Annotated in this window: 22 protein-coding genes; 13 read left to right on the top strand and 9 right to left on the bottom strand. The window is 65.1% G+C overall.

All coding sequences use genetic code 11. The annotated features are described in order from the left end of the window. Positions 1 to 77: 77 nt before the first annotated feature. Both APH30_RS03355 and APH30_RS03350 read right to left on the bottom strand, forming a co-directional pair. Positions 78 to 281, bottom strand: coding sequence for a DUF2788 domain-containing protein (locus APH30_RS03355; protein ID WP_003249787.1), 204 nt, complete (start codon positions 279 to 281; stop codon positions 78 to 80). 54 nt (positions 282 to 335) lie between these two features. After that, the gene (locus APH30_RS03350) at positions 336 to 812 is read right to left on the bottom strand and encodes an Lrp/AsnC family transcriptional regulator (protein ID WP_003249795.1); all 477 of its coding nucleotides are present in this window, start codon (positions 810 to 812) and stop codon (positions 336 to 338) included. Positions 813 to 1,207: 395 nt separating this feature from the next. Here APH30_RS03350 and APH30_RS03345 point away from each other — a divergent pair, with 395 nt between their 5' ends. Next, the gene (locus APH30_RS03345) at positions 1,208 to 2,002 is read left to right on the top strand and encodes a DUF6515 family protein (protein WP_054911684.1); all 795 of its coding nucleotides are present in this window, start codon (positions 1,208 to 1,210) and stop codon (positions 2,000 to 2,002) included. A gap of 13 nt (positions 2,003 to 2,015) precedes the next feature. On the opposite strand, the gene APH30_RS03340 is transcribed toward APH30_RS03345, so the two are convergent. Both APH30_RS03340 and APH30_RS03335 read right to left on the bottom strand, forming a co-directional pair. Further along, complete coding sequence (locus tag APH30_RS03340; protein ID WP_009685411.1) at positions 2,016 to 2,888, bottom strand: cation diffusion facilitator family transporter; 873 nt, start codon at positions 2,886 to 2,888, stop codon at positions 2,016 to 2,018. A gap of 21 nt (positions 2,889 to 2,909) precedes the next feature. Beyond that, positions 2,910 to 3,329 (bottom strand): hypothetical protein, encoded by a 420-nt coding sequence (locus tag APH30_RS03335; protein WP_054911683.1) that lies wholly within the window; start codon positions 3,327 to 3,329, stop codon positions 2,910 to 2,912. A gap of 116 nt (positions 3,330 to 3,445) precedes the next feature. Here APH30_RS03335 and hrpB point away from each other — a divergent pair, with 116 nt between their 5' ends. Further along, entirely contained in the window at positions 3,446 to 5,974 is a 2,529-nt protein-coding gene (gene hrpB, locus APH30_RS03330; RefSeq protein WP_054911682.1) for an ATP-dependent helicase HrpB, read from the top strand. Positions 5,975 to 6,022: 48 nt separating this feature from the next. On the opposite strand, the gene APH30_RS03325 is transcribed toward hrpB, so the two are convergent. After that, the gene (locus APH30_RS03325) at positions 6,023 to 6,679 is read right to left on the bottom strand and encodes a YciC family protein (protein ID WP_009685422.1); all 657 of its coding nucleotides are present in this window, start codon (positions 6,677 to 6,679) and stop codon (positions 6,023 to 6,025) included. Positions 6,680 to 6,845: 166 nt separating this feature from the next. Here APH30_RS03325 and APH30_RS03320 point away from each other — a divergent pair, with 166 nt between their 5' ends. From APH30_RS03320 to APH30_RS03300, 5 genes are all read left to right on the top strand, one after another. Further along, complete coding sequence (locus APH30_RS03320) at positions 6,846 to 7,595, top strand: DUF2076 domain-containing protein (RefSeq protein WP_029887388.1); 750 nt, start codon at positions 6,846 to 6,848, stop codon at positions 7,593 to 7,595. 76 nt (positions 7,596 to 7,671) lie between these two features. Next, positions 7,672 to 8,151, top strand: coding sequence for an NYN domain-containing protein (locus APH30_RS03315; protein ID WP_009681780.1), 480 nt, complete (start codon positions 7,672 to 7,674; stop codon positions 8,149 to 8,151). A gap of 8 nt (positions 8,152 to 8,159) precedes the next feature. After that, positions 8,160 to 8,765: a PolC-type DNA polymerase III gene (locus APH30_RS03310; RefSeq protein ID WP_029887389.1), complete on the top strand. Its 606-nt coding sequence runs from the start codon at positions 8,160 to 8,162 to the stop codon at positions 8,763 to 8,765. A 146-nt stretch (positions 8,766 to 8,911) separates the two neighbouring features. Continuing rightward, positions 8,912 to 9,832 (top strand): drug/metabolite exporter YedA, encoded by a 921-nt coding sequence (gene yedA / locus APH30_RS03305; protein WP_054911681.1) that lies wholly within the window; start codon positions 8,912 to 8,914, stop codon positions 9,830 to 9,832. A 54-nt stretch (positions 9,833 to 9,886) separates the two neighbouring features. Further along, a complete protein-coding gene (locus APH30_RS03300) occupies positions 9,887 to 11,218 on the top strand; it encodes a DEAD/DEAH box helicase (protein ID WP_054911680.1) in 1,332 nt (443 codons plus the stop codon). 26 nt (positions 11,219 to 11,244) lie between these two features. Here the strand turns inward: APH30_RS03300 and APH30_RS03295 are convergent, their stop codons facing one another. The 3 genes from APH30_RS03295 to APH30_RS03285 all read right to left on the bottom strand — a co-directional run bounded on the left by APH30_RS03295 (position 11,245) and on the right by APH30_RS03285 (position 14,405). Further along, the gene (locus tag APH30_RS03295) at positions 11,245 to 12,486 is read right to left on the bottom strand and encodes a TIGR03862 family flavoprotein (RefSeq protein WP_054911679.1); all 1,242 of its coding nucleotides are present in this window, start codon (positions 12,484 to 12,486) and stop codon (positions 11,245 to 11,247) included. A 148-nt stretch (positions 12,487 to 12,634) separates the two neighbouring features. Next, positions 12,635 to 13,549 carry a histone deacetylase gene (locus APH30_RS03290; protein ID WP_009681787.1) on the bottom strand — a complete coding sequence of 305 codons (915 nt, stop codon included), beginning with the start codon at positions 13,547 to 13,549 and terminating at the stop codon, positions 12,635 to 12,637. A 169-nt stretch (positions 13,550 to 13,718) separates the two neighbouring features. Next, positions 13,719 to 14,405, bottom strand: a complete 687-nt coding sequence (locus APH30_RS03285) for a histidine phosphatase family protein (RefSeq protein WP_009681788.1) — start codon at positions 14,403 to 14,405, stop codon at positions 13,719 to 13,721. A 179-nt stretch (positions 14,406 to 14,584) separates the two neighbouring features. On the opposite strand from APH30_RS03285, the gene APH30_RS03280 reads away from it, so the two are divergent. From APH30_RS03280 to APH30_RS03265, 4 genes are all read left to right on the top strand, one after another. Continuing rightward, on the top strand, positions 14,585 to 15,154 hold the full coding sequence (locus APH30_RS03280) for a GNAT family N-acetyltransferase (protein ID WP_009681789.1): 570 nt from the start codon (positions 14,585 to 14,587) through the stop codon (positions 15,152 to 15,154). A 149-nt stretch (positions 15,155 to 15,303) separates the two neighbouring features. After that, on the top strand, positions 15,304 to 16,173 hold the full coding sequence (tesB, locus tag APH30_RS03275; protein WP_009681790.1) for an acyl-CoA thioesterase II: 870 nt from the start codon (positions 15,304 to 15,306) through the stop codon (positions 16,171 to 16,173). Beyond that, a complete protein-coding gene (locus tag APH30_RS03270) occupies positions 16,170 to 16,760 on the top strand; it encodes an HAD family hydrolase (RefSeq protein ID WP_029887396.1) in 591 nt (196 codons plus the stop codon). Before tesB ends, APH30_RS03270 begins: the two co-directional genes overlap by 4 nt. Before the next feature lie 122 nt (positions 16,761 to 16,882). Then, entirely contained in the window at positions 16,883 to 17,893 is a 1,011-nt protein-coding gene (locus APH30_RS03265) for an NAD(P)-dependent alcohol dehydrogenase (RefSeq protein ID WP_054911678.1), read from the top strand. Between the two features lie 30 nt (positions 17,894 to 17,923). On the opposite strand, the gene APH30_RS03260 is transcribed toward APH30_RS03265, so the two are convergent. Then, the gene (locus tag APH30_RS03260) at positions 17,924 to 18,625 is read right to left on the bottom strand and encodes a FadR/GntR family transcriptional regulator (protein WP_054911697.1); all 702 of its coding nucleotides are present in this window, start codon (positions 18,623 to 18,625) and stop codon (positions 17,924 to 17,926) included. Between the two features lie 261 nt (positions 18,626 to 18,886). Between APH30_RS03260 and APH30_RS03255 the strand changes: the two genes are divergently transcribed. Both APH30_RS03255 and gudD read left to right on the top strand, forming a co-directional pair. Beyond that, positions 18,887 to 20,239, top strand: a complete 1,353-nt coding sequence (locus APH30_RS03255) for an MFS transporter (RefSeq protein WP_054911677.1) — start codon at positions 18,887 to 18,889, stop codon at positions 20,237 to 20,239. 19 nt (positions 20,240 to 20,258) lie between these two features. Next, positions 20,259 to 21,614: a glucarate dehydratase gene (gudD, locus tag APH30_RS03250; protein ID WP_054911676.1), complete on the top strand. Its 1,356-nt coding sequence runs from the start codon at positions 20,259 to 20,261 to the stop codon at positions 21,612 to 21,614. Positions 21,615 to 21,845 lie beyond the last annotated feature (231 nt).

Below are 21,845 nucleotides of genomic sequence, written 5' to 3'. Positions count from 1 at the left end.
TCCCCGCTTTGTGCGACCCCTGTAGGAGCGGCCTTGTGTCGCGATGGAGCGCAAAGCGCTCCCCGCATTCCCAAGGCCTAAACCCCTTCAAGAAACCCAACCACCACGCTCTTGATGATAAAGGCCAGCACCCCCAGCCCCAGCACGAAGAACAGGATCAGCGTACCGAACTTGCCCGCCTTGGACTTTTTCGCCAGGTCCCAGACGATGAAACCCATGAAACCGATCAGCACGGTGACCAGGATGATCATCATCCATTCTTCGAATACGGCGGGATCCATCGGTGTTCTCCAGGCAGTTTGAGCGCTCGAGTATACGCCCGCGGGCGCGGGCAATTACCGAAGGTGGGTCAATGGCAGCTCGGTGCTGGCCAGCACCTGGTTCAGCACGAAACTCGAACGCACGCTGGTGACGCCTTCGATGCGGGTCAGGCTGCCGAGCAGCAGTTTCTGGTAGTGGTCCATGTCGGGCACCACCACCTTCAACTGGTAGTCGGCATCCATACCGGTGACCAGGCTGCATTCCAGTACTTGTGGCAGGTTGCGGATAGCGGCCTCGAAGGTCTCGAAGCGCTCCGGCGTGTGCCGGTCCATGCCGATCAGCACGTAGGCGGTCAGGCTCAGGCCTAGCTTCTTGCGGTCGAGCAGGGCGACCTGGCGGGAGATGTAGCCGTCGTCCTCCAGCTGCTTGACCCGACGCGAGCATGGCGAAGGCGACAAGCCGATGCGCTCGGCCAGTTCCTGGTTGGAAATGCGCGCATCGCGCTGCAATTCGGCGAGGATGCTCAGGTCATAGCGGTCGAGTTTGCTCATGGCATTTGCCTTTTCTGTTCGGATTGCGGCGAATTATCATTCCAGGGTGAAAAATTGCGCAAGTACTATTTATATGAGCAATCTTCGCAATCCGCTGCCGCCAGCTGTCCGGTATCTTTATCAACAGAATCACTGCCCGGACATCAGTCCACGGCGACGCGCCCTAGGCGGGCGGTCGCGGCCAGCCATCCAACCGGATCCGCAGGCCCCCGGGCTACACAGCTTCCAGAAGACGCTGTGAGGTGAGCCGGCGCCACAAGTGCCGAGCGCGGACGACAATTCCTGAAGGGAGGCCCTGCGGCCTCCCTTTTTTCATGTCGGTAATTTTAATTGGCCGGCCTGAAGAGCACGGTAGACTGGCTGCCTGCTGCAGTTTACCTACCGAGAGGAATACCATGACGTCGCGCATCTGGCAGTTGGCAGGTGTTGGTTTGCTGGGGTTGGGCATCAGCCTTGGGGCGCTGGCCGAAGGGCCCGGCGACCCTGGGCCCGGTCGGCCGCTGAACGCCCGCGACGAAGTACGCCAGACCCAGCCGCCCCGGCAGGGCTACTACCAGGATATTCCCCGCCGCCATGGCGATGACCACCGCTGGCAAGCCGGGGGGCCGGGGCCAAGGCCCGGTGGCGACTGGCAGGGGCGCCCGGACGGCCATGGCAATGGCTGGGGGCCGGGGCCGCAGTACCGCCCTGGGCACACGGTCGATCGTTTCCCTGACCGCTACTGGAAAGTGCCCTATCGCGGCCATGACTACTTCTACTCCGGCGGTTACTGGTACCGCCCGCATGGCGGCAATTACATCGTGGTAACCCCGCCTTACGGTGTGCGGGTCAATTACCTGCCGCCGTATGCACGGGAAGTGTGGGTGGGTGGGGCGTTGTTCTTCCTGGTTGCCGATACCTACTACCAGTACCTGGCAGACAGCCAGGAATATGTGGTGGTCAACCCGCCGGCGGTGGCGCCGCCACCCGCGCCGCCGGTTGCGGGCGGTTATGACGTGGTGGCGTACCCGATGTATGGCCAAGGCCCGGAGCAGCAGGAGCAGGACCGTTACCAGTGCCACCGCTGGGCGGTCAGCCAGTCAGGCTTCGACCCGGCCACCGCGACCTACGCGCCGCCGCCGAATGTGCTCAGCAATTACCAACGAGCACTGGGGGCCTGCTTCAGCGGCCGAGGGTACAGCGTCAACTGACCCACGCGCAGGTTCAGACCGGGTCGGCATGCACCATCACATCCGCTTGCGGATAACGCTGGCGGATCACCCGCGAGGCCTCCACGCACAGCTCATGGGCATCATGCAGCGGCAACTGCCCGGGCAAATCCAGGTGCAGTTGTACGAACCACTGGTTGCCCGACAGCCGCGTACGCAGGTCGTGCACGCCTTTGACCCCGGGAATGGCCAACACCAGCGCGGCCATTTCCTCGCCCACATCGCCGGGCAGCTCCTTGTCCATCAGGATGGCGATACTCTCGCGCGCGATCTGCAGCGCGCTCCACAGGATGTAGAGGGCAATGCCCAGGCCGAACAGCGCATCTAGCTGCGGCCAGCCGAAACGGGCCAGTAACAGCGCCAGCAGGATGCTGCTATTGAGCAGCAGGTCCGAACGGTAGTGCAGCGAGTCGGCGCGGATCGCCGTGGAGCCGGTCAGGCGGATCACCTTGTACTGGAAGGCCAGCAGGGCGACCGTCAGCACCAGTGACAGCAGCATCACCGCGATACCGATGCTGGTATCACCCAAGGGTTGTGGCGTATGCAGGCGCTCGACCGCCTGCACGCCGATCAATACGGCACTGACGCCGATGAACAGCGCTTGCGCCATGCCGGCCAGGGCTTCGGCTTTGCCATGCCCGAAGCGGTGGTCGTCATCAGCCGGGCGCAGGGCGTAGTGCACGGCCAGCAGGTTGAGGAACGAGGCGACGGCGTCCAGTGCCGAGTCGGTGAGCCCGGCCAGCAGGCTGACCGAGCCGCTCAGCCACCAGGCCAGCGCCTTGCTCACTACCAGGATGCCGGCCACCGCCAGCGAGGCGCGGGTGGCCAGGCGCAACAGGCGCTGGTGTTCAGCCGGGGTGGTTATCATCCGTGGTCAGGTCCTTGTGGTTCAGGCTGCTGGCATCAGGCCAAGGCTGGCCAATTGCTCGACACTGCCGCGGTGCTGGATAAGCCGCGGGTCGTCAAGCGGCAGGCGCTGGCCCAGTTCGGTTTCAAGAATGGCCTGCAGCTTCAGGTTGTCGACCTTGCCATCCGGGCTGACGGCCTTTTGCAGTTTTGCCGGGTCGACCTGGGCGGTGTGGCCGCCTGGGTAGTAGATGGCGCCGGTGGCGAAGTCGATGCCGAAGGCGATCAGCCCGGGGATCACGTAGAAGAGGATGCCGATAGCGTCCATGGCGGCAACCACCGGGTCGATCTTGCCACCGATCTGGCCGCGACGGTCCGGGTAGAAAATGGTGCCGCAGGCGGTCAGTTGGGTCAGCAGGGTAACCACGAGTGCGCCACCGATGGCGCGGGTTGGGATGCGCATGACAATCTCCGAAAGGGTGTTCAGCAGGGCAAGCGAAGCGCCTGCGCCTGATGCTAAGACCATGATAGGGCAGGCTGGGTTCGCCGTTATACTCGCCAGACTGTTCGAGGACCACCATGATTTCATTACCCATTGATGCGGCCTTGCCCGCTTTGCGCCAAGCCTTGCAAACCCGCGACGAAGCGGTGCTCGAGGCGCCCCCGGGGGCGGGCAAGACCACCCGTGTGCCACTGGCGTTGTTGCACGAGCCATGGCTGGCCGGGCAGACCATCCTCATGCTGGAACCCCGGCGCCTGGCCGCCCGCGCGGCGGCCGAGCGGCTGGCCAGTGAACTGGGTGAGCAGGTTGGGCAAACCGTGGGCTACCGCATCCGCCTGGACAGCAAGGTGGGCCCCGGCACCCGTATCGAAGTGGTCACCGAAGGTATTCTTACCCGTCGCCTGCAAGCCGACCCGGCACTGGAAGGGGTGGGCTTGCTGATTTTCGACGAATACCACGAGCGCGGCCTGGATGCCGACCTGGCGCTGGCGCTGAGCCTCAACGGCCGTGAGCTGCTGCGTGACGACCCGCCCCTGAAAATCTTGCTGATGTCTGCCACGTTGGAGGGCGAGCGCTTGTCACGCTTGCTGGATGACGCGCCGGTCGTGCGCAGCGAGGGCCGCGTGCACCCGGTGGATATCCGTTGGGGGCGGCCGTTCCAGCCGGGGGAATTCATCGAGCCCCGGGTCGTGGAAAGCGTGCTGCACGCGCTGGCCGACCAGGCGGGCAGCGTGCTGGTGTTTCTGCCGGGCCAGGCCGAGATCCGCCGGGTGCACCAGCATCTGCAAGAGGCCTTGGGCGAGCGCCCCGAGATCCTGCTGTGCCCGCTGCATGGCGAGCTGGACCTCAGTGCCCAACGGGCTGCCATCGACCCGCCGCCGGCGGGCCAGCGCAAGGTGGTACTGGCCACCAACATCGCGGAAACCAGCCTGACCATCGAGGGCGTGCGGGTGGTGATCGACGCCGGCCTGGCCCGTGTGCCGCGTTTCGACCCAGGTAGTGGCATGACCCGCCTGGACACCCAGCGGATCTCCCGCGCCAGTGCCACCCAGCGCGCCGGCCGTGCCGGGCGCCTGGAGCCGGGCGTGTGCTACCGCCTGTGGTCCGAGGCCCAACATGACCAGCTTCCTGCCTACGGCACTGCCGAGATCCTGCAGGCGGACCTGGCCGGCCTGGCCCTGCAACTGGCCCGCTGGGGCGTCACCCCCGAGCAGTTGCGCTGGCTTGACCAACCCCCCGCGGCCGCCTTCGCTCAGGCCCAGGACCTGCTGGCGCGGCTGAACGCGTTCAAGCCAGGCCGCCGCGACAGCCTCAGCGAGCACGGCCAGGCCATGGCCGAGCTGCCGGCGCATCCACGTATTGCGCACTTGCTGCTGCGCGGCCAGGCGCTGGGCCTGGCACAGATGGCCTGCGATGTGGCGGCGCTGCTGGGCGAGCGGGATATACAGCGCGGCGGTGGCGCAGACCTGCACAGCCGGTTGGCGCTGGTCAGTGGCGAGAGCCAGGCGGTACGGGGCGGCCAGGGTGGCGTGCAGCGTGCCCGGCAACTGTCGCGCCAGTACCGTGGCCTGCTACGGGGCAAGGCCAGCGCGGCGGTCGCCGACCCGGGCCACCCACGCTGGCTGGGTGCACTGCTGGCACTGGCCTACCCCGACCGCGTTGCCCAGCAGCGCCGCGAAGGGGGAGCCGAGTACCGCCTGGCCAATGGCCGGGCGGCGCTGTTCGCCGAAGTCGATGCCCTGATGAAGTGCCCGTGGCTGGTAATCGCCGACCTGGGTAGCCGCCAAGGCCAGCGTGAAGAGCGTATCTACCTGGCCGCAGCGTTCGATCCCAGCCTGTTCGAGGATGTGCTGGCCGAGCAGGTGGAGCAGGTCGACATGCTCGATTGGGACGAACGTGAACAGGTATTGCGCGCCGAGCGCCAACTCAAGGTGGGCGAGCTGGTGCTCAGCCGTGAGCCGCTGCCAAGCCTGGATAACGACGCCAGAGCCCGCGCGCTGCTTGGGCTGGTCCGCCGCAAAGGCTTGAACCTGCTGACCTGGACGCCGGAACTGCGCCAGTGGCAGGCGCGGGTGGCACTGCTGCGCCAGCTGGACCTGGCCGGGCAGGGCCACAGCGAGTGGCCCGACCTCAGTGACGCGGCCTTGCTCGCCAGCCTGGAGGACTGGTTGCAGCCGTATCTGGGCAAGGTCTCCCGACTGAGCCATTTCGCGGCCCTGAACTTGCCATCGCTGCTGCGCAACCTGTTGCCCTGGCCGCTGCCGCAGCGCCTGGAGGAACAGGCCCCGGCACACCTTGCCGTGCCCTCTGGCTCGAACATTCGGCTGGACTACAGCGAGAACCCGCCGATCCTCGCCGTGCGCCTGCAAGAGTTGTTCGGCCTGGCCGACACCCCGCGCATTGCCAACGGCCGCCAGCAGGTCAAGCTGCACCTGCTGTCACCGGCACGGCGCCCGGTGCAGGTCACCCAGGACCTGGCCAATTTTTGGCGTACGACCTACGCCGAGGTGAAAAAAGACCTCAAAGGGCGCTATCCCAAGCACTACTGGCCAGATGACCCACTGGTGGCAGAGGCCACGGCCCGGGCGAAGCCACGGGGCACCTGAAGGCGGCGCGGTGCCCCTGCGCGCTGGCAGGCGACCGGGAAGGCGCCCTCAGGCGCCGGCTTTTTCTTCCAGCAACATGAACAGCCGGTAAAGCACCACGGTGCTGAACAGCTGCAGGAAGCCGCTGAGGCTGTCCATGGCCAGCTCCATGGCCGGCGATGGCTCGGGGAACGCCATGAGCAGCAACCCGTCGATCAGCCAGATCGGTGCCAGCACCGCGACCACGCAAACCATGATGCGCATGAAATGCCCGGTGGTCATGCTGGCGCTGTCGCGCATCGCCTGCACCACCGGCCGGCCACGCAGTACCAGCAGGTACTCGGCGAACACCAGGTTGATCATGATCCACACGCCCGGGAAGACGAACAGGGCCAGGCCCGCCATGATCAGCAGCGAGCTGATCAGGATCAGCAGGGCCAGTTGCGGCCATAGCTGCAAGGCGCGGGCGAACAGGTCGCGCTTGGCGATGTCCTGGCCCTGGCTACGGGTGTCCAGGTACAGGATCAGGGCGGCGCTGTACAGCGGATAGCACAGCAGGCTGATCAGCATGCCGTAGGCAGGCGATGCCTGGTCGCCCAGTTGCCGGTACAGCAGTTGGGTGAGCAGGGCCTCCAGCACGACCAGCGGCAGGCACAGCTGGATGATGTTCGGCAGGTGGCGGCGGAAAAAGTACAGGGAGTCGCGCAGGACGCTCAGCGGATTCATCGGGCTATATCGCATGGCAGTAAAAACAGGTGCATCACTTTAGCCCAAAGCAGGCGTGGCGCTGTCACTTGCTGAAAAATGTTTCACCCTTGCAGCGATTGAATCGCGCGGCGCAACGCCCCATCTTTGAGGTTGTCCGTTGTCCCGGTACCCATGAGGTCGCCCCATGAACACTGAAGAACAAACCCTGATCGACGGCCTGTTCGGCCGTCTCAAGCAAGCCGAAGACCCCAGCCAGCCGCGCGACCCGCAGGCCCAGGCCTGCATCGAGCAGCACCTGCGCCAGCAGCCGGCTGCGCCTTACTACATGGCCCAGGCGATCCTGGTGCAGGAAGCGGCGCTCAAGCGCCTCGACGAGCAGAACAAGCAACTGCAGGCCGAGCTGGAACAGGCCCGTGCCCAGGCGGCCCAGGGCGGCAACAGTGCGCCCAGCGCTGGCGGTGGCGGTTTCCTGTCCAGCATTTTTGGTACGGGCGGGCGCACTGCAGCGCCGCCGGTGCAGCCACAGCGGCCAGCGCCTGCGGCGGCATCGGCTGGCGGCTGGCGTGAGCCGGCGGCACCGGCTTACGCGCAACCGCCGGCACAGCAGCCTGGCGTGGGCGCTGCGCCGGCACGCAGTGGTGCCAGCAGCTTCCTCGGTGGGGCCATGCAGACCGCCGCCGGTGTGGCCGGTGGTGTATTGCTGGCGCAAGGTATCAGCAGCCTGTTCAACCACAACTCCCAGCCCGAAGAGGTGGTCGAGGTGATCAAGGAAGAGCCTGCACCGGCCAGTGACAGTGGTGGCTGGAATGACCAGGGCGGGCAGCAGCAAGTGGCCGACAATGGTGGCTGGGGCAGCGACCAGGGTGGTTACGCCGACACCGACTACAGCAGCGATGACGGTGGGTTCTTCTCGGACGACGACTCCTACGTCTGACAGGTCTGGCATACTGCTGGCATTTCCGGGGCTGCGCAGCGGCCCCGGTATTCCAGGCCAGACACGAGGTTCCCAGGTGAAAAAGATCGCGCTGTTCGCCGATGTGCAGAACCTCTACTACACCGTGCGCCAAGCCCATGGTTGCCATTTCAACTACACCGCCCTGTGGGCCGATGTCTGCCGCGAAGGGCAGATCGTCGAGGCCGTGGCGTATGCCATCGACCGCGGCGACAGCAAGCAACAACAGTTCCAGCAGATCTTGCGCAACCTTGGTTTCGACGTGCGCCTCAAACCCTTCATCCAGCGCAGCGACGGCTCGGCCAAGGGTGACTGGGACGTGGGCATTACCCTGGATGTGATCGATGCCGCCAGCCGGGTCGACCAAGTAGTGCTGGCCTCGGGTGACGGCGATTTCGACCTGCTGCTGGAGCGGGTGATCCAGCGCCACGGCACTGAGGCGGTGGTGTATGGTGTGCCCGGGCTGACGGCGCTGTCACTGATCCGTGCCGCCAGCCGCTATGTACCCATCGAGGGTAAGTTGTTGCTCAAGCACTGAGGTCATTCGTGGAACGTATCGCTGTCATCGACTTTGAAACCACCGGCATTTCCCCCGGTGCCGGCTGCCGCGCCACCGAAGTGGCGGTGGTCATGCTGGAAGGCGGGCGTATTGTCGAGCGCTACCAGAGCCTGATGAACGCCGGTGTGCCGGTACCCGCATTCGTGGCCGGGCTGACCGGCATCACCACGGCGATGCTGCGCAGTGCGCCGCCGGTCGACAAGGTCATGAACGAGGTGGCCGAGTTTGTGGGTGAAACCCCGCTATTGGCGCACAACGCCGCGTTCGACCAGAAGTTCTGGGACTACGAACTGGCGCGCATCGGCCGCAGCCGCAGCCAGTCATTTGCCTGTTCGCTGTTGTTGTCGCGGCGCCTGTTGCCGGCAGCGCCGAACCACAAGCTGGGCACCCTGACCCGCTGGGCGGGGCTGCCGGACACCGGTACTGCGCACCGGGCCATGGCCGATGCCGAAATGGCCGCCAACCTGATGCAGCACCTGGCCGGCGTGTTGCGAGAACAGCATGGTGTGCAGCAGCTCTCGCATGGCCTGCTGTGCCGGTTGCAGAAAACACCGGCAGCCAAGCTGCGCGAGGCGCTGGTCAAGTATGCTTGAGGCGTGTTCGGCGCTCGCTTCAAGCGGCGCCCGCTTCAAACCGAACGCACCGAAAGTGTGCCGCTCATTTCAAGCCATTCTGTAACTTCTGTTCGCTCAGGCAGGCCCCTAGACTGTTCACCCGTAAACGGATTTCGAGTGTTCCAATGCCTGCCTCCCGTCGCATTCCCTGGTTGCTCATCGGCGCCTTCCTGGCGCTGTACCTGGTCTGGGGCTCCACCTACCTGTTCATCCGCATTGGCGTCGAGAGCTGGCCACCGATGCTCATGGCCGGTGTGCGTTTCCTGATCGCGGGTAGCCTGCTGTACGGTTTTCTGCGCTGGCGCGGTGCGCCGGCACCCACGTGGCCGCAATGGCGGGCTGCCGGGGCAATCGGCTTTCTGCTGCTAAGTTGCGGTAACGGCGGGGTAACGGTGGCCGAGCACGCCGGCGTGGCCTCGGGGGTGGCGGCCCTGGCGGTGGCGACGGTGCCGCTGTTCACCTTGCTGTTCGGCCTGCTGTTTGGGCACCGCAATTCGAAACTGGAGTGGGCAGGCATTGCCCTTGGGCTGCTGGGTATCGCCCTGTTGAACCTGGGGTCCAACCTGCAGGCGAGCCCGATTGGCGCAGCGCTGATCATTTTTGCCGCGGCCTCGTGGGCATTCGGTTCGGTGTGGAGCAAAAGCCTGCCCCTGCCACAGGGGCCAATGGCCAGTGCCGCCGAAATGCTGGTGGGTGGCGCAGTGCTGTTGTTGGGCAGCCTGCTGTCGGGCGAGCGCATGACGCAGGTACCAAGCGCTGCCGGCTGGGGCGCGTTGGCCTACCTGGTGTTCTTCGGCTCTATCCTGGCCTTCAGCGCCTATATGTACCTGCTCAAGCACGTGCGCCCGGCAGCTGCCACCAGCTACGCCTACGTCAACCCGGCCGTGGCGGTGCTGCTGGGGATCCTGTTTGCCGGTGAACGGATCGGTGCCGAAGAGTGCGTGGCGATGGCGGTGATCATTGGCGCAGTGGTGCTGATCGGCCTGCCGCAGTGGCGCAAGCCTGCCAAACCCGTGTTGCCGTTGAAAGGCGAAATCTGCAAGTAGGCAGGGGCGATGCGGTAAACTTGCCGGCTTCGCTGAACCCCTGACGGTATTGCCATGAATTTCGCCCAACTCGGCCTGATCGAACCGCTGCTGCGCACCTTGCAGCAGCTGGCCTACACCACCCCAACCCCGGTGCAGGCCAAGGCCATTCCCGCCGTGCTGGCCGGCCGCGACCTGATGGCCGCGGCCCAGACCGGCACCGGAAAAACGGCAGGCTTTGCCCTGCCGGTACTGCAGCGCCTGGCCCTGGAAGGCGAGAAAGTGGCCAGCAACTCGATCCGTGCCCTGGTGCTGGTGCCGACCCGAGAGCTGGCCGAGCAGGTGCACAACAATGTGCGCGAGTACGCCGAGAACCTGCCGTTGAGCACCTATGCGGTGTACGGCGGGGTCAGCATCAACCCGCAGATGATGCGCCTGCGCCGTGGCGTCGACCTGCTGGTCGCCACCCCTGGCCGCCTGCTCGACCTGTTCCGGCAGAACGCGGTCAAGTTCAACCAGGTACAGACCCTGGTGCTGGACGAAGCCGACCGCATGCTCGACTTGGGCTTTGCCGAAGAGCTGCAATCGGTCTATGCCGCGTTGCCACGCAAGCGCCAGACTTTGCTGTTTTCCGCCACGTTCTCCGAGCAGATCCGCCTGCTGGCGGGGCTGGCCCTGAATGACCCGTTGAGTATTGAAGTCAGCCCACGCAATGCCACTGCCGCCAGCGTCAAGCAGTGGCTGGTACCTGTGGATAAAAAGCGCAAGGAAGACCTGTTCTGCCACCTGATGCGCAAGCAGCGCTGGAAGCAGGTGCTGGTATTTGCCAAGACCCGTAACGGCGTCGACCAGTTGGTGGCGCGCTTGCTGGCCGAGGGTGTGAATGCCGATGGTATCCACGGTGACCGCCCGCAGGCGACCCGCCAGCGCGCGCTGGACAGCTTCAAGGCCCGGGAAATCCAGGTGCTGGTGGCCACCGACGTGGCTGCCCGTGGCCTGGATATCGACGATTTGCCGCTGGTGGTCAACCTGGACCTGCCCATCGTTGCCGAGGACTACGTGCACCGTATCGGCCGCACCGGGCGGGCGGGCAACAAGGGCGAGGCGATTTCGCTGGTGTGCGCCGATGAAGTGCAGCTGCTGGCGGCGATTGAGGTGCTGACCCGCCAGACCCTGCCGCGTCATGAAGAACCGGACTTCATTCCGGATCACCGGGTGCCGATGACCGACGCCAGTGGCCAGGTGATCAAGAAGCCGAAGAAGCCCAAAAAGCCGAAAGAGAACAGCGCCAAGCGTGGCTTGGGGCGCTGGATGGACAGCACCGAGGGGGGCAATGCCGAGCCTGCAGTGAAGGCGGTGCGCAAGGTACCTAGCTTCAATGGCGGGCCGCGCAAGCGTAAACCTTAGCCTCGCGGCGCCACAGTGGGGCGGTGTCAGCCCTGGGCTTTGAGCCATTGTGCAGCCGACCGCCCGGCATGCTGCCCGCTGGCAAAGCATGCGGTGAGCAGGTAGCCCCCGGTCGGTGCCTCCCAGTCCAGCATCTCGCCGGCACAAAACACCCCCGGCATGCCTTTGAGCATCAGCCCTGCATCCAGCCCCTCGAAACGCACACCGCCGGCGCTGCTGATCGCTTCATCCAGCGGTCGCGTGCGCACCAGGGTGATTGGCAGGGCCTTTATCGCCTGCGCCAACGCTTCAGGGCTGGCAAAGGTTGCAGGGTCGGTCAGCTCGCGCAGCAGTGCGGCTTTTACCCCATCGATACCCAGCTGGCTGTGCAGGTGCTTGGCCATGGAGCGCGAGCCCCGTGGCCTGGCCAGTGCCTGGGCAATCTTGTCCACAGGCTTGTCCGGCAACAGGTCAAGCAACAGCACGCCCTGGCCATCGCGGTTGATGGCCTCACGCACCGGCGCCGACCAGGCGTACACCAGGCTGCCTTCCACACCTTGCGCGGTGAGGATGAACTCACCTTTGCGCGGTGCACTGCCAGGCACGCTGAGGGCGATGTTCTTCAGCGGCGCGCCGGCGAACTTGTCTTTCAACAGCGCGCTCCAGCCGGCTACCTCGAAACCGCAGTTGCTCGGTTGCAGGGGCGAGATATCCACAGCCCGTTCGGCCAGCAGCGCTTGCCAGCTGCCGTCGGAACCCAGGCGCGCCCAACTGCCGCCACCCAGCGCCAACACCAGCACAGCGGCGTTGACCAGGCGCTCGCCCTGTGGATAAGCGATCCGCAAGGCCCCCTCGGCGTTCCAGCCGAGCCAGCGATGGCGGGTGTGGATAACTACCCCGCTGTCGCGCAGGCGCTTGAGCCAGGCGCGCAGTAACGGGGCGGCTTTCATGTCGGTGGGGAATACCCGGCCTGATGTGCCGACGAAGGTCTCGATGCCCAGGCCGTGAATCCACTGGCGCAAAGCCTCCGCGTCGAACTCGCCCAGCAGCGTGCCGATTTCACCTTGGCGTTCGGCATAACGGGCCACGAACGCGGGGTAAGGCTCGGAATGGGTGATGTTCATGCCGCCGACACCGGCCAGCAGGAACTTGCGGCCCACCGAAGGCATGGCATCGAACACCTCGACCGCCAAGCCTGCCTGGGCCAGGGCTTCAGCGGCCATCAGGCCGGCGGGGCCGCCACCGATGACGACAGCAAGGGGAGGCGATGCGGGGTTGAAATCGGGCATGGTGGGCAGCAGGCTGTGGAAAAGAGGCGCATTCTAGCGCAGCGCTGCCCCCGGAAGCACTGGTCAAAAAACAACCAGTGCTCTACAGGCCTTGCTGGTCAAGGCCTGCAGCGGCTTTCCCGCAGGTTATCCACAAGCGGTTCCACAGTCATTGTGAACAACCGATGACACGCGCGGCGCTGTGGTGAAGGATGCCGTGGCGTTTGGCCAGGGCCACCCGGTCCTTGCTGTAGCCGCCGCCGATCACACCCATTACCGCAATATCGCGGCCCAGGCAGTGGCGCAGCACGGCCTCGTCGCGGGCGGCAACGCCGGCGTCCGTCAGTTGCAGGTAGCCCAGCGCGTCGTCCTTGTGCACATCGACGCCGGCGTCGTATAGCACCAGGTCGGGTTGATACAGCGGCAGTAGGTAGTTGAGGGTGTCGTCCACCACGTTCAGGTAGGCGGTGTCGCCCATGCCCCGCGGCAGGGGGATGTCCCAATCGCTGTTGGCCTTGCGTGCCGGGAAGTTCTGTTCGCAGTGCAGCGAGACCGTGATGGCCTCCGGGGTATCGTGCAGGATGCGTGCGGTGCCGTCGCCCTGGTGCACGTCGCAATCGAAGATCAGCACCCGCTGGACGCGGCCGGCCTCCAGCAGGTAACGGCTGATCACTGCCAGGTCATTGAAGATGCAGAAGCCGGCAGGGTGGTCGTAGTGGGCATGGTGGGTGCCACCGGCCAGGTGACAGGCAACGCCATGCTGCAGCGCCAGTTCGGCCGTCAGCAGCGAGCCGCCCACGGCCCGTACGGTGCGCCGGGCCAAGGCTTCGCTCCAGGGTAGGCCGAGGCGACGCTGGTCTTCGCGGGACAGCTCGCCATTCATGTAGCGTGCGATGTAGTCGCGGTCGTGGGCCAGGGCGAGGATATCGTTGGGGCAGATGTCTGGGCGCAGCAAGGCCTGGTCGGTGGTCAGCCCACTGTCGACCAGGTGGTCGTGCAGCAGGCGGAACTTGTCCATCGGGAAGCGGTGCTCGGCAGGGAACTCCGGGCTGTAGTCTTCGTGGTAGATCAGCGGCAACGGCATGGGGGAGGTCGCGGTCAGGGCCAGTGCTGATCTTGCCATGGCCGGGGCAGCTTTGCTGCCCAATCGCCGGCAAGCCGGCTCCCATAGGGACCGCATCAGGGCTGACTGGTGTTTGCCACAGCGCCTGTGGGAGCTGCCTTGCCGGCGATGAGGCCCGAGCAGGCCACTGCTATTTTGCGGCGCTGGCCAGCACCCGCTGCCAGTCGGGCTCATTCAGGCGGCCGAGGATGCGTGCCTTGCCGTTACCGTCCACCGAAACGAACAGCGCGCTGGCGTAGGCGCTTTCGCGCTCGCCGCCGGCCACGTGCTGCTGGCGGGCGAAGTGATCGATGCAGCCGTTATGGGTCACCAGCACCAGGTTGTGCCCGGCACGTTTGTGCGCCATTGCATCGCTGGCAAACTGGCTGTCGCAGCTTTCCAGCCAGTCTTCGCTGGCCACCGCCTGGCCGAGGATGAAGTGCGCGGTTTGCCGGGTGCGCAGTTTCGGGCTGCTGAGCAGGTCGGTGTTGGCCAGGCCGAGTTGGTGCAGGCCTTGGCCCACCCGCGTGGCAGCTTGGCTGCCGGCCACGGTGATGCCGGTGGGGTCGTCCAGGCACGGGCCCGGGGCGCTGTCGCAGCGTTCGGCGTGGCGGATCATCACGATCACGGCACCCTCGGCCCAGTTCTGCAGCAGGCCGCTGTCACTCAGTTGTTGCTCGTTGCCAAGGTCCACGATATGCGTCCTCGTCGCCAGCCAGGTGGTCAAGGCCGCCACGACCATGCACAAGCCAAGGGCGGCACCAAGGGCTTTGCGAGACAGGCGCCGTTTGCGCCGGGCGTGAATGGCAGGGTGCCCCAGGGTATTGCTCGATAGCATGCGTTGCTCCAGTGACAGGGCCGTGGCGGGCGCGGCAGTGATGGCGGCATTTTGCTAAGCGAGCTGTCGGGGGCCGGTGAAGGGCGTGTGAAAATTGCATTCGGTTGCGGCCCGTTGGGTGAACACCGCGCCGGCGCCTACGCTGTAGACTGTAATTCGGCAAAACCGGAGCAGGCCCGATGACCTCCACCCTTCAACTGGAAAGCGCAAGGCTGGTGCTGCGCCAATGGCACGACGATGACCTGCGTGAATTTGCGGCGCTGTGTGCCGACCCGCAGGTGATGCGTTACTTCCCGGCACCGCTCACACGCCTTGAAGCTGCCGCGCTGATTGGCCGGATACGCGGGCACTTCAACGAATACGGTTTTGGTTTGTGGGCGCTGGAGCGCAAGGACAGCGGTGCATTCATCGGCATGACCGGCTTGCTGCAGGTAAACTTTGACGCCGATTTCGCGCCAGCCGTGGAGATTGGCTGGCGCCTGGCCCGGCGCCACTGGGGGCTGGGTTTTGCCAGCGAGGCCGCGTGGACCTGCCTGCGCTGTGCGTTCGCCCAATTACGCCTGAACGAGGTGGTGTCGTTCACTGCCGAAAGTAACTTGCCATCGCAGAAGGTGATGCAGGCCATCGGCATGCAGCAAGACCTGCGCGGCAGCTTCGAGCACCCGCGCCTGCCCGCAGGCCACCCGCTACGCCCGCATGTGCTGTACCGCATCGACCGTGCGCACTGGGAGCACACCCTGCGCGCCTGAATGCACAGCCATGCTCGGTGCGAATGGCAAACGCTGTATTATTTGCCCATTGAAAGGGCGCTGGGCCGCAAGGGGTTCGGCGCCTGTGAGTTCGAGCGCCGCCCAGGCGGCGCAGCGCGAGCAAGGCTCGCTTCTACGGAGATGCCCCAATGAGTCATGTGTTGGACGACCTGGTCGACCTGTTGAGCCTCGAAGCCATCGAGGAGAACCTGTTCCGTGGGCGCAGCCAAGACCTGGGCTTCCGCCAGCTGTACGGCGGCCAGGTGCTGGGCCAGTCGTTGTCGGCAGCCAGCCAGACGGTCGAAGACGCGCGCCATGTGCACTCGCTGCATGGTTATTTCCTGCGCCCGGGGGACGCCAGCCTGCCGGTGGTGTACTCGGTGGACCGTGTGCGTGATGGCGGCAGTTTCAGTACCCGGCGGGTGACGGCGATTCAGAAGGGCCAGACCATTTTCACCTGTAGCGCCTCGTTCCAGTACGACGAGGAAGGCTTCGCCCACCAGGCGCAGATGCCCGACGTGGTCGGCCCGGAAAACCTGCCTACCGAAGTGGAACTGGCGCGTGCCATGGCAGACCATCTGCCTGAACGCATCCGCGACAAGGTGCTGTGCGCCAAGCCAATCGAGATTCGCCCGGTCACCGAGCGTGACCCGTTCAACCCCAAGCCAGGCGACCCGGTGAAATATGCGTGGTTCCGCGCCGACGGCAACCTGCCCGACGTGCCGGCCCTGCATAAGTACCTGCTGGCCTACGCCTCGGACTTCGGCCTGCTCACCACTGCGCTGGTGCCGCATGGCAAGTCGGTTTGGCAGCGCGACATGCAGATCGCCAGCCTCGACCATTCGCTGTGGTTCCACGGCAACCTGCGTGCCGACCAGTGGCTGCTGTATGCCACCGACAGCCCGTGGGCAGGGAATTCCCGTGGCTTCTGCCGCGGCAGCATTTTCAACCAGGCCGGGCAACTGGTGGCATCGTCGAGCCAGGAAGGCCTGATTCGTCACCGCAAGGACTGGGCATGAGCCTGCAGCAGGTGCGCAACTGGGTGTTCGACATGGACGGCACCCTGACCGTGGCAGTGCATGACTTTGCCGCCATCCGGGAGGCGCTGGGTATCCCTGCCGAAGACGACATCCTTACCCACCTGGCGGCTTTGCCAGCCGACGAAGCCGCGGCCAAGCATGCCTGGCTGCTGGAGCATGAGCGTGAGCTGGCGGAGGCCTCCACCGCGGCGACCGGGGCGGTTGAACTGGTGCGCGAACTGGCTGCGCGTGGTTGCCGGTTGGGGATACTGACCCGCAATGCGCGGGAACTGGCCCATGTGACGCTGGAAGCGATCGGCCTGGCGGACTGCTTCCCGGTAGAGCATGTGCTCGGGCGTGACGAGGCGGCACCGAAGCCGAGCCCGGATGGGTTGCTGAAGATTGCCGCGGCCTGGGGCGTGGCGCCGAGCGAGCTGGTGATGGTGGGTGACTACCGTTTTGACCTGGACTGCGGGCGCGCAGCGGGGGCGCGCACGATATTGGTGAATGTGCCCGATAACCCATGGCCGCAACTGGTGGATTGGCACGCGGTCGATTGCCGGGCACTGAAGGTGATGCTGGGCTGAGTCGATAGTGCGCAGGCCGATCGCGACACAACGCCGCTGCTGCAAAGCCCGTGAAGCTTTTGCAACCCATAGACCTGTCTATGCTCATTCCCATTCCTGACGTTGATACGGAGACCCAACCCATGACCAGCAAGGCCATCTACGTTCAACCTGGCGGCGGCTACGACAAGGTCGAGGTCGGAAGCAGCGAGGCTGCGGCCCCCCAGGCCGGCGAGATCACCGTGCGCCTGCACGCCAGCTCCCTGAACTACCATGACTTCGCCGTGGTGAGTGGCATGTGGGGGCCGAGTGAGCGGCGCATCCCCATGGCCGACGGTGCGGGCGAAGTCGTTGCCGTAGGGGCCGGCGTCAGCGAGTTTCAGGTCGGCGACAGTGTCGTCAGTACGTTCTTCCCGGACTGGCTCGATGGCCAGGCCAATGTCGAAGGCTTTGCCCGGGTGCCGGGTGACGGCATCGATGGCTATGCCCGCGAACAGGTCACCGCCCGTGCCACCGCGTTTACCCTTGCACCTTCGGGCTTCAGCCATGCCGAAGCCGCCACCCTGACCACTGCCGGCCTGACCGCCTGGCGCGCGCTGATGTGCGACGACCACCTCAAACCGGGCGACACGGTGCTGGTGCAGGGCACCGGTGGCGTGTCGATCTTCGCCCTGCAGTTCGCCAAGCTGGCGGGTGCCACGGTGATTGCCACCTCGTCCAGCGATGCCAAGCTGGAGCGGCTCAAGGCCTTGGGCGCCGACCACTTGATCAACTACAAGCGCACCCCGGCGTGGGGGGAGAAAGTGCGCGAGCTGACCGGTAACCGCGGTGTCGATCACGTGATCGAGGTGGGTGGCCCGGCTACCCTGGAGCAGTCGATGATCGCTGCACGGATCGGCGGGCATGTGTCGCTGATCGGCATTCTTACCGGCGTGGCCGGGCAACTGCCGCTGGTGCAGGCATTGGTGCGGCAGATTCGCCTGCAAGGGGTGCTGGTCGGCAGCCGGGCGCAGCAGCAGGCGATGGTGCGGGCCATTGATGCCAACGGTTTGCGGCCGGTAGTGGACAAACACTTCGAGCTGAAGCAGATCGTCGACGCGTTCCGTTACCAGGAGAGCAACCGGCATTTCGGCAAGATCTGCCTGACCTGGTAAGCCCCGGGGCTGCTGTGCCGCAGTTGCCCGTCAATCGGGTAGCAGCCGGTCGCGGCTGTTGGACAGGTGCAGGCATACCGCCGCGCGTGCTGCATCCGGGTCTTGCCGGCGGATGGCATTGAGGATTGCCTCGTGCTCCAGGTTGGCCAGGTATGCCTGCGCTGCCATCTTCGACCCACTGCGCTCGGCTTGGGCCATGCGGTTGCGCGGAATCAAGCCGCTGCCCAGCTGCAGCAGCATCTCGGTGAAATACAGGTTGCCGGTGGCTTCGGCAATCAGCAGGTGAAAACGCCGGTCGGCCTCGATGCAGCTGTCACCTGCCGCCGCCAGGTCCTGGTAGTCATCCAGTGCCTGGCGCATGCGCGCCAACTGCCCTTCATCGCGGCGTAGCGCTGCCAGCGCGGCGGCCTGGCTTTCCAGGCCGACCCGCAGCTCCAGCAAGTCGCGCACATTCGCTGCGCTTTCCGCTGCAACGCGCAACCCGGCCTGGGCTTGGCGCGCCATCACGAAGGTGCCGATACCGTGGCGCGGTTCCACCAGCCCCGAGGCCTGCAACTTCGACAAGGCTTCGCGAACCACCGTGCGGCTGACCCCGTGCTCGCGTACCAAGGTGTTCTCCGACGGCAGTTTGTCGCCGGGCTTGAAGGTGCCCAGGAGAATCTGCCGGGTCAGGCTGGAGACCAGGTCATGTGCGCGGCTGTGGCCGCGTTTGTGCGCGTGATCTGGAAGCATGCTGTGGTCCATCTCTTTTTGTACTTGTATGACAAGTTAATCGATAAAAATAATTTGTACCCGATTTTTCGCCAGGCAAGGGTGAACTTAGCACGGCTGTTTTTGCAGGATCGAGCCAAATTGGCGTTCTTGTAGCTTGTATTTTGCCATTTTAGCGATGTTGTTGATCTTGTCGTACAACTTCCCGGGGCCTATGCTCGTCCCCACTGCCATGTCAGACAACCCCGACCCGCACAAAAACAATTAGTGGGAGATCCACCTGTGAACGACACCCTCGCTCCGTCTGCCCGGAATGAAGGCGACGCGTTGGCCAGCGCCGTGGCCAAGGTCAAGCGCCACGTGCTGCCGCTGTTCGTCATCATGTTCATCGTCAACTACCTGGACCGCGTCAACATCGGCTTCGTCCGCCCGCACCTGGAAAGCGACCTGGGCATCAGCGCTGCGGCCTTTGGCTTTGGTGCCGGGCTGTTCTTCATCGGCTACGCGCTGTTCGAGGTGCCTTCGAACATGCTGCTGCAGAAGGTGGGTGCCCGCTTGTGGCTGACCCGCATCATGTTCACCTGGGGGCTGGTGGCCACGGCCATGGCCTTCGTGCAGAACGAAACCCAGTTCTATGTATTGCGCTTCCTGCTCGGGGTGGCCGAAGCGGGCTTCTTCCCTGGGGTGATCTATTACTTCACCCGCTGGTTGCCGGCGGCCGAGCGCGGCAAGGCAATCGCCATTTTCCTCAGCGGGTCGGCGCTGGCTTCGCTGATTTCCGGCCCCTTGGCCGGGGCCTTGATGCAAATCCAGGGGCTCGGCCTGCACGGCTGGCAGTGGATGCTGTTCATCGAAGGCATGGCCTCGGTGGCGTTGTGCTTCTTCGTGTTCTTCTGGCTCGACTCCAAACCGCAGGACGCCAAGTGGCTGAGCCAGGCCGAGCAGGATGCGCTGGTCGCGACCATCGACCGTGAACAGCAAGCGCGCGAGGCGCTGGGTGCGGCCAAGCCGTCGGCCTGGAGCCTGCTCAAGGACCGCCAGATCGTCCTGTTCTGCCTGATCTACTTCTGCATCCAGCTAACCATCTACGCGGCCACCTTCTGGCTGCCGAGCATCATCAAGCGCATGGGCGACCTCAGCGACCTGCAGGTCGGCTTCCTCAACTCCATCCCGTGGCTGATCTCGATCCTGGCCATGTATGCCTTCGCTGCCGGTTCTGCACGCTGGAAGTTCCAGCAGGCCTGGGTGGCAGGCGCCCTGGTGGTCGCGGCCATCGGCATGTTCATGTCCACCACCGGCGGGCCGGTATTCGCCTTTGTCGCCGTGTGCTTTGCCGCCATCGGCTTCAAGTCGGCCTCGTCACTGTTCTGGCCGATCCCGCAGGGCTACCTGGATGCTCGCATCGCGGCGGCGGTGATAGCCCTGGTCAACTCGGTCGGCAACCTCGGCGGCTTCGTTGCCCCCACCACGTTCGGCCTGCTGGAGCAGCAGACCGGCTCGATCCAGGGTGGGTTGTATGGCCTGGCGGTGACTTCGGTGCTGGCGGCAATTGCCATCTTCTTCGTACGTACACGCCCCAAGGACGCACCTTCCGATAGCCTGAAGGGCCCCGCGGCCCTGGGCCAGACCCACTGACGACTGCGAGACGACAACCATGAATATGCAGACAACACCCGCCGTTCACACCAGCACCCCGGTGGTCACCGACATGCGCGTTATTCCGGTGGCTGGCCACGACAGCATGCTGCTCAACCTCAGTGGCGCACATGGCCCGTTCTTTACCCGTAACGTGGTAGTACTGCGGGACAGCGCGGGCAACACGGGCCTTGGCGAAGTGCCGGGTGGCGAGAGCATTCGCCAGACCCTGGAAGACGCCCGCAGCCTGGTAGTAGGCCAGCCGATCGGTCATTACCAGCGCGTGCTCAATGCCATGCGCCAGACGTTCGCCAGCCGCGACTCGGCGGGGCGCGGCCTGCAGACCTTCGACCTGCGTATCACCGTGCATGCCGTGACGGCTATCGAGTCGGCGCTGCTCGACCTGCTCGGCCAGCACCTGAATGTGCCCATGGCGGCACTGCTGGGCGAGGGCCAGCAACGTGATGCGGTGAAGATGCTGGGCTACCTGTTCTATATCGGCGACCGCCAGCAGACCGACCTGGCTTACCGCAACGAAGCGGACAGTGACGACGACTGGTTCCGTGTGCGCCATGAAAAGGCCCTGACGCCCGAGGCGGTTGTGCGCCTGGCCGAAGCGGCCAAGCAGCGTTACGGCTTCAGCGACTTCAAGCTCAAGGGCGGCGTGCTGCGGGGGGCAGAAGAAATGGAAGCAGTGACGGCGCTGGCCGAACGCTTCCCCGAAGCGCGCATCACCCTGGACCCCAACGGGGCCTGGTCACTCAAGGAGGCCATCGCCCTGTGCCGCGACAAGCATGATGTGCTGGCCTATGCCGAAGACCCGTGCGGCGCCGAGAACGGCTACTCGGGCCGCGAGGTGATGGCCGAGTTCCGTCGCGCTACGGGTTTGCCCACGGCTACCAACATGATCGCCACCGATTGGCGGCAGATGGGCCATGCGATCCAGTTGCAGTCGGTGGACATTCCGCTGGCCGACCCGCATTTCTGGACCTTGCAGGGCTCGGTGAGGGTGGCGCAGATGTGCAATGACTGGGGGCTTACCTGGGGTTCGCACTCCAACAACCACTTCGATATTTCGCTGGCGATGTTTACCCAGGTGGCGGCTGCGGCGCCGGGTGAGATCACCGCGATCGACACCCACTGGATCTGGCAGGACGGCCAGCGCCTGACCCGTGAGCCGCTGCGCATTGTCGACGGCCATGTGCATGTGCCGGCGCGGCCGGGGTTGGGGGTGGAGCTGGATGAGGATCAACTGGCCAAGGCCCACGAGTGCTACCGCAACATGGGGTTGGGGGCGCGGGATGACAGCGTGGCGATGCAGTTCCTGATTCCGGGTTGGCGCTTTGATAACAAGCGGCCTTGCCTGGTGCGTTAAAGCTGCTGGCCTCTTCGCGGGCTTGCTCGCTCCCACAGGGATTGCACAGGATTTGAAGCCGATGCGATCGAGGTGGGAGCCGGCTTGCCGGCGATAGGGCCGGTACAGGCCATACACAACCAAGTGAAAAACAAAAGCACCCAACGGCCCGATGGCGCGATTGGGCATGCCATGCGCGACATCTGGCGCCAAGGGAAATGCCCTGTCGTGATCGAACAGTTCCGGGGCGTT

This window comes from Pseudomonas sp. NBRC 111127, from assembly GCF_001320345.1.
Classification (GTDB): Bacteria; Pseudomonadota; Gammaproteobacteria; order Pseudomonadales; family Pseudomonadaceae; genus Aquipseudomonas; species Aquipseudomonas juntendi.
Note: the sequence above shows the minus strand (reverse complement) of the source record. Positions and strands in the feature narration are given on the sequence as shown.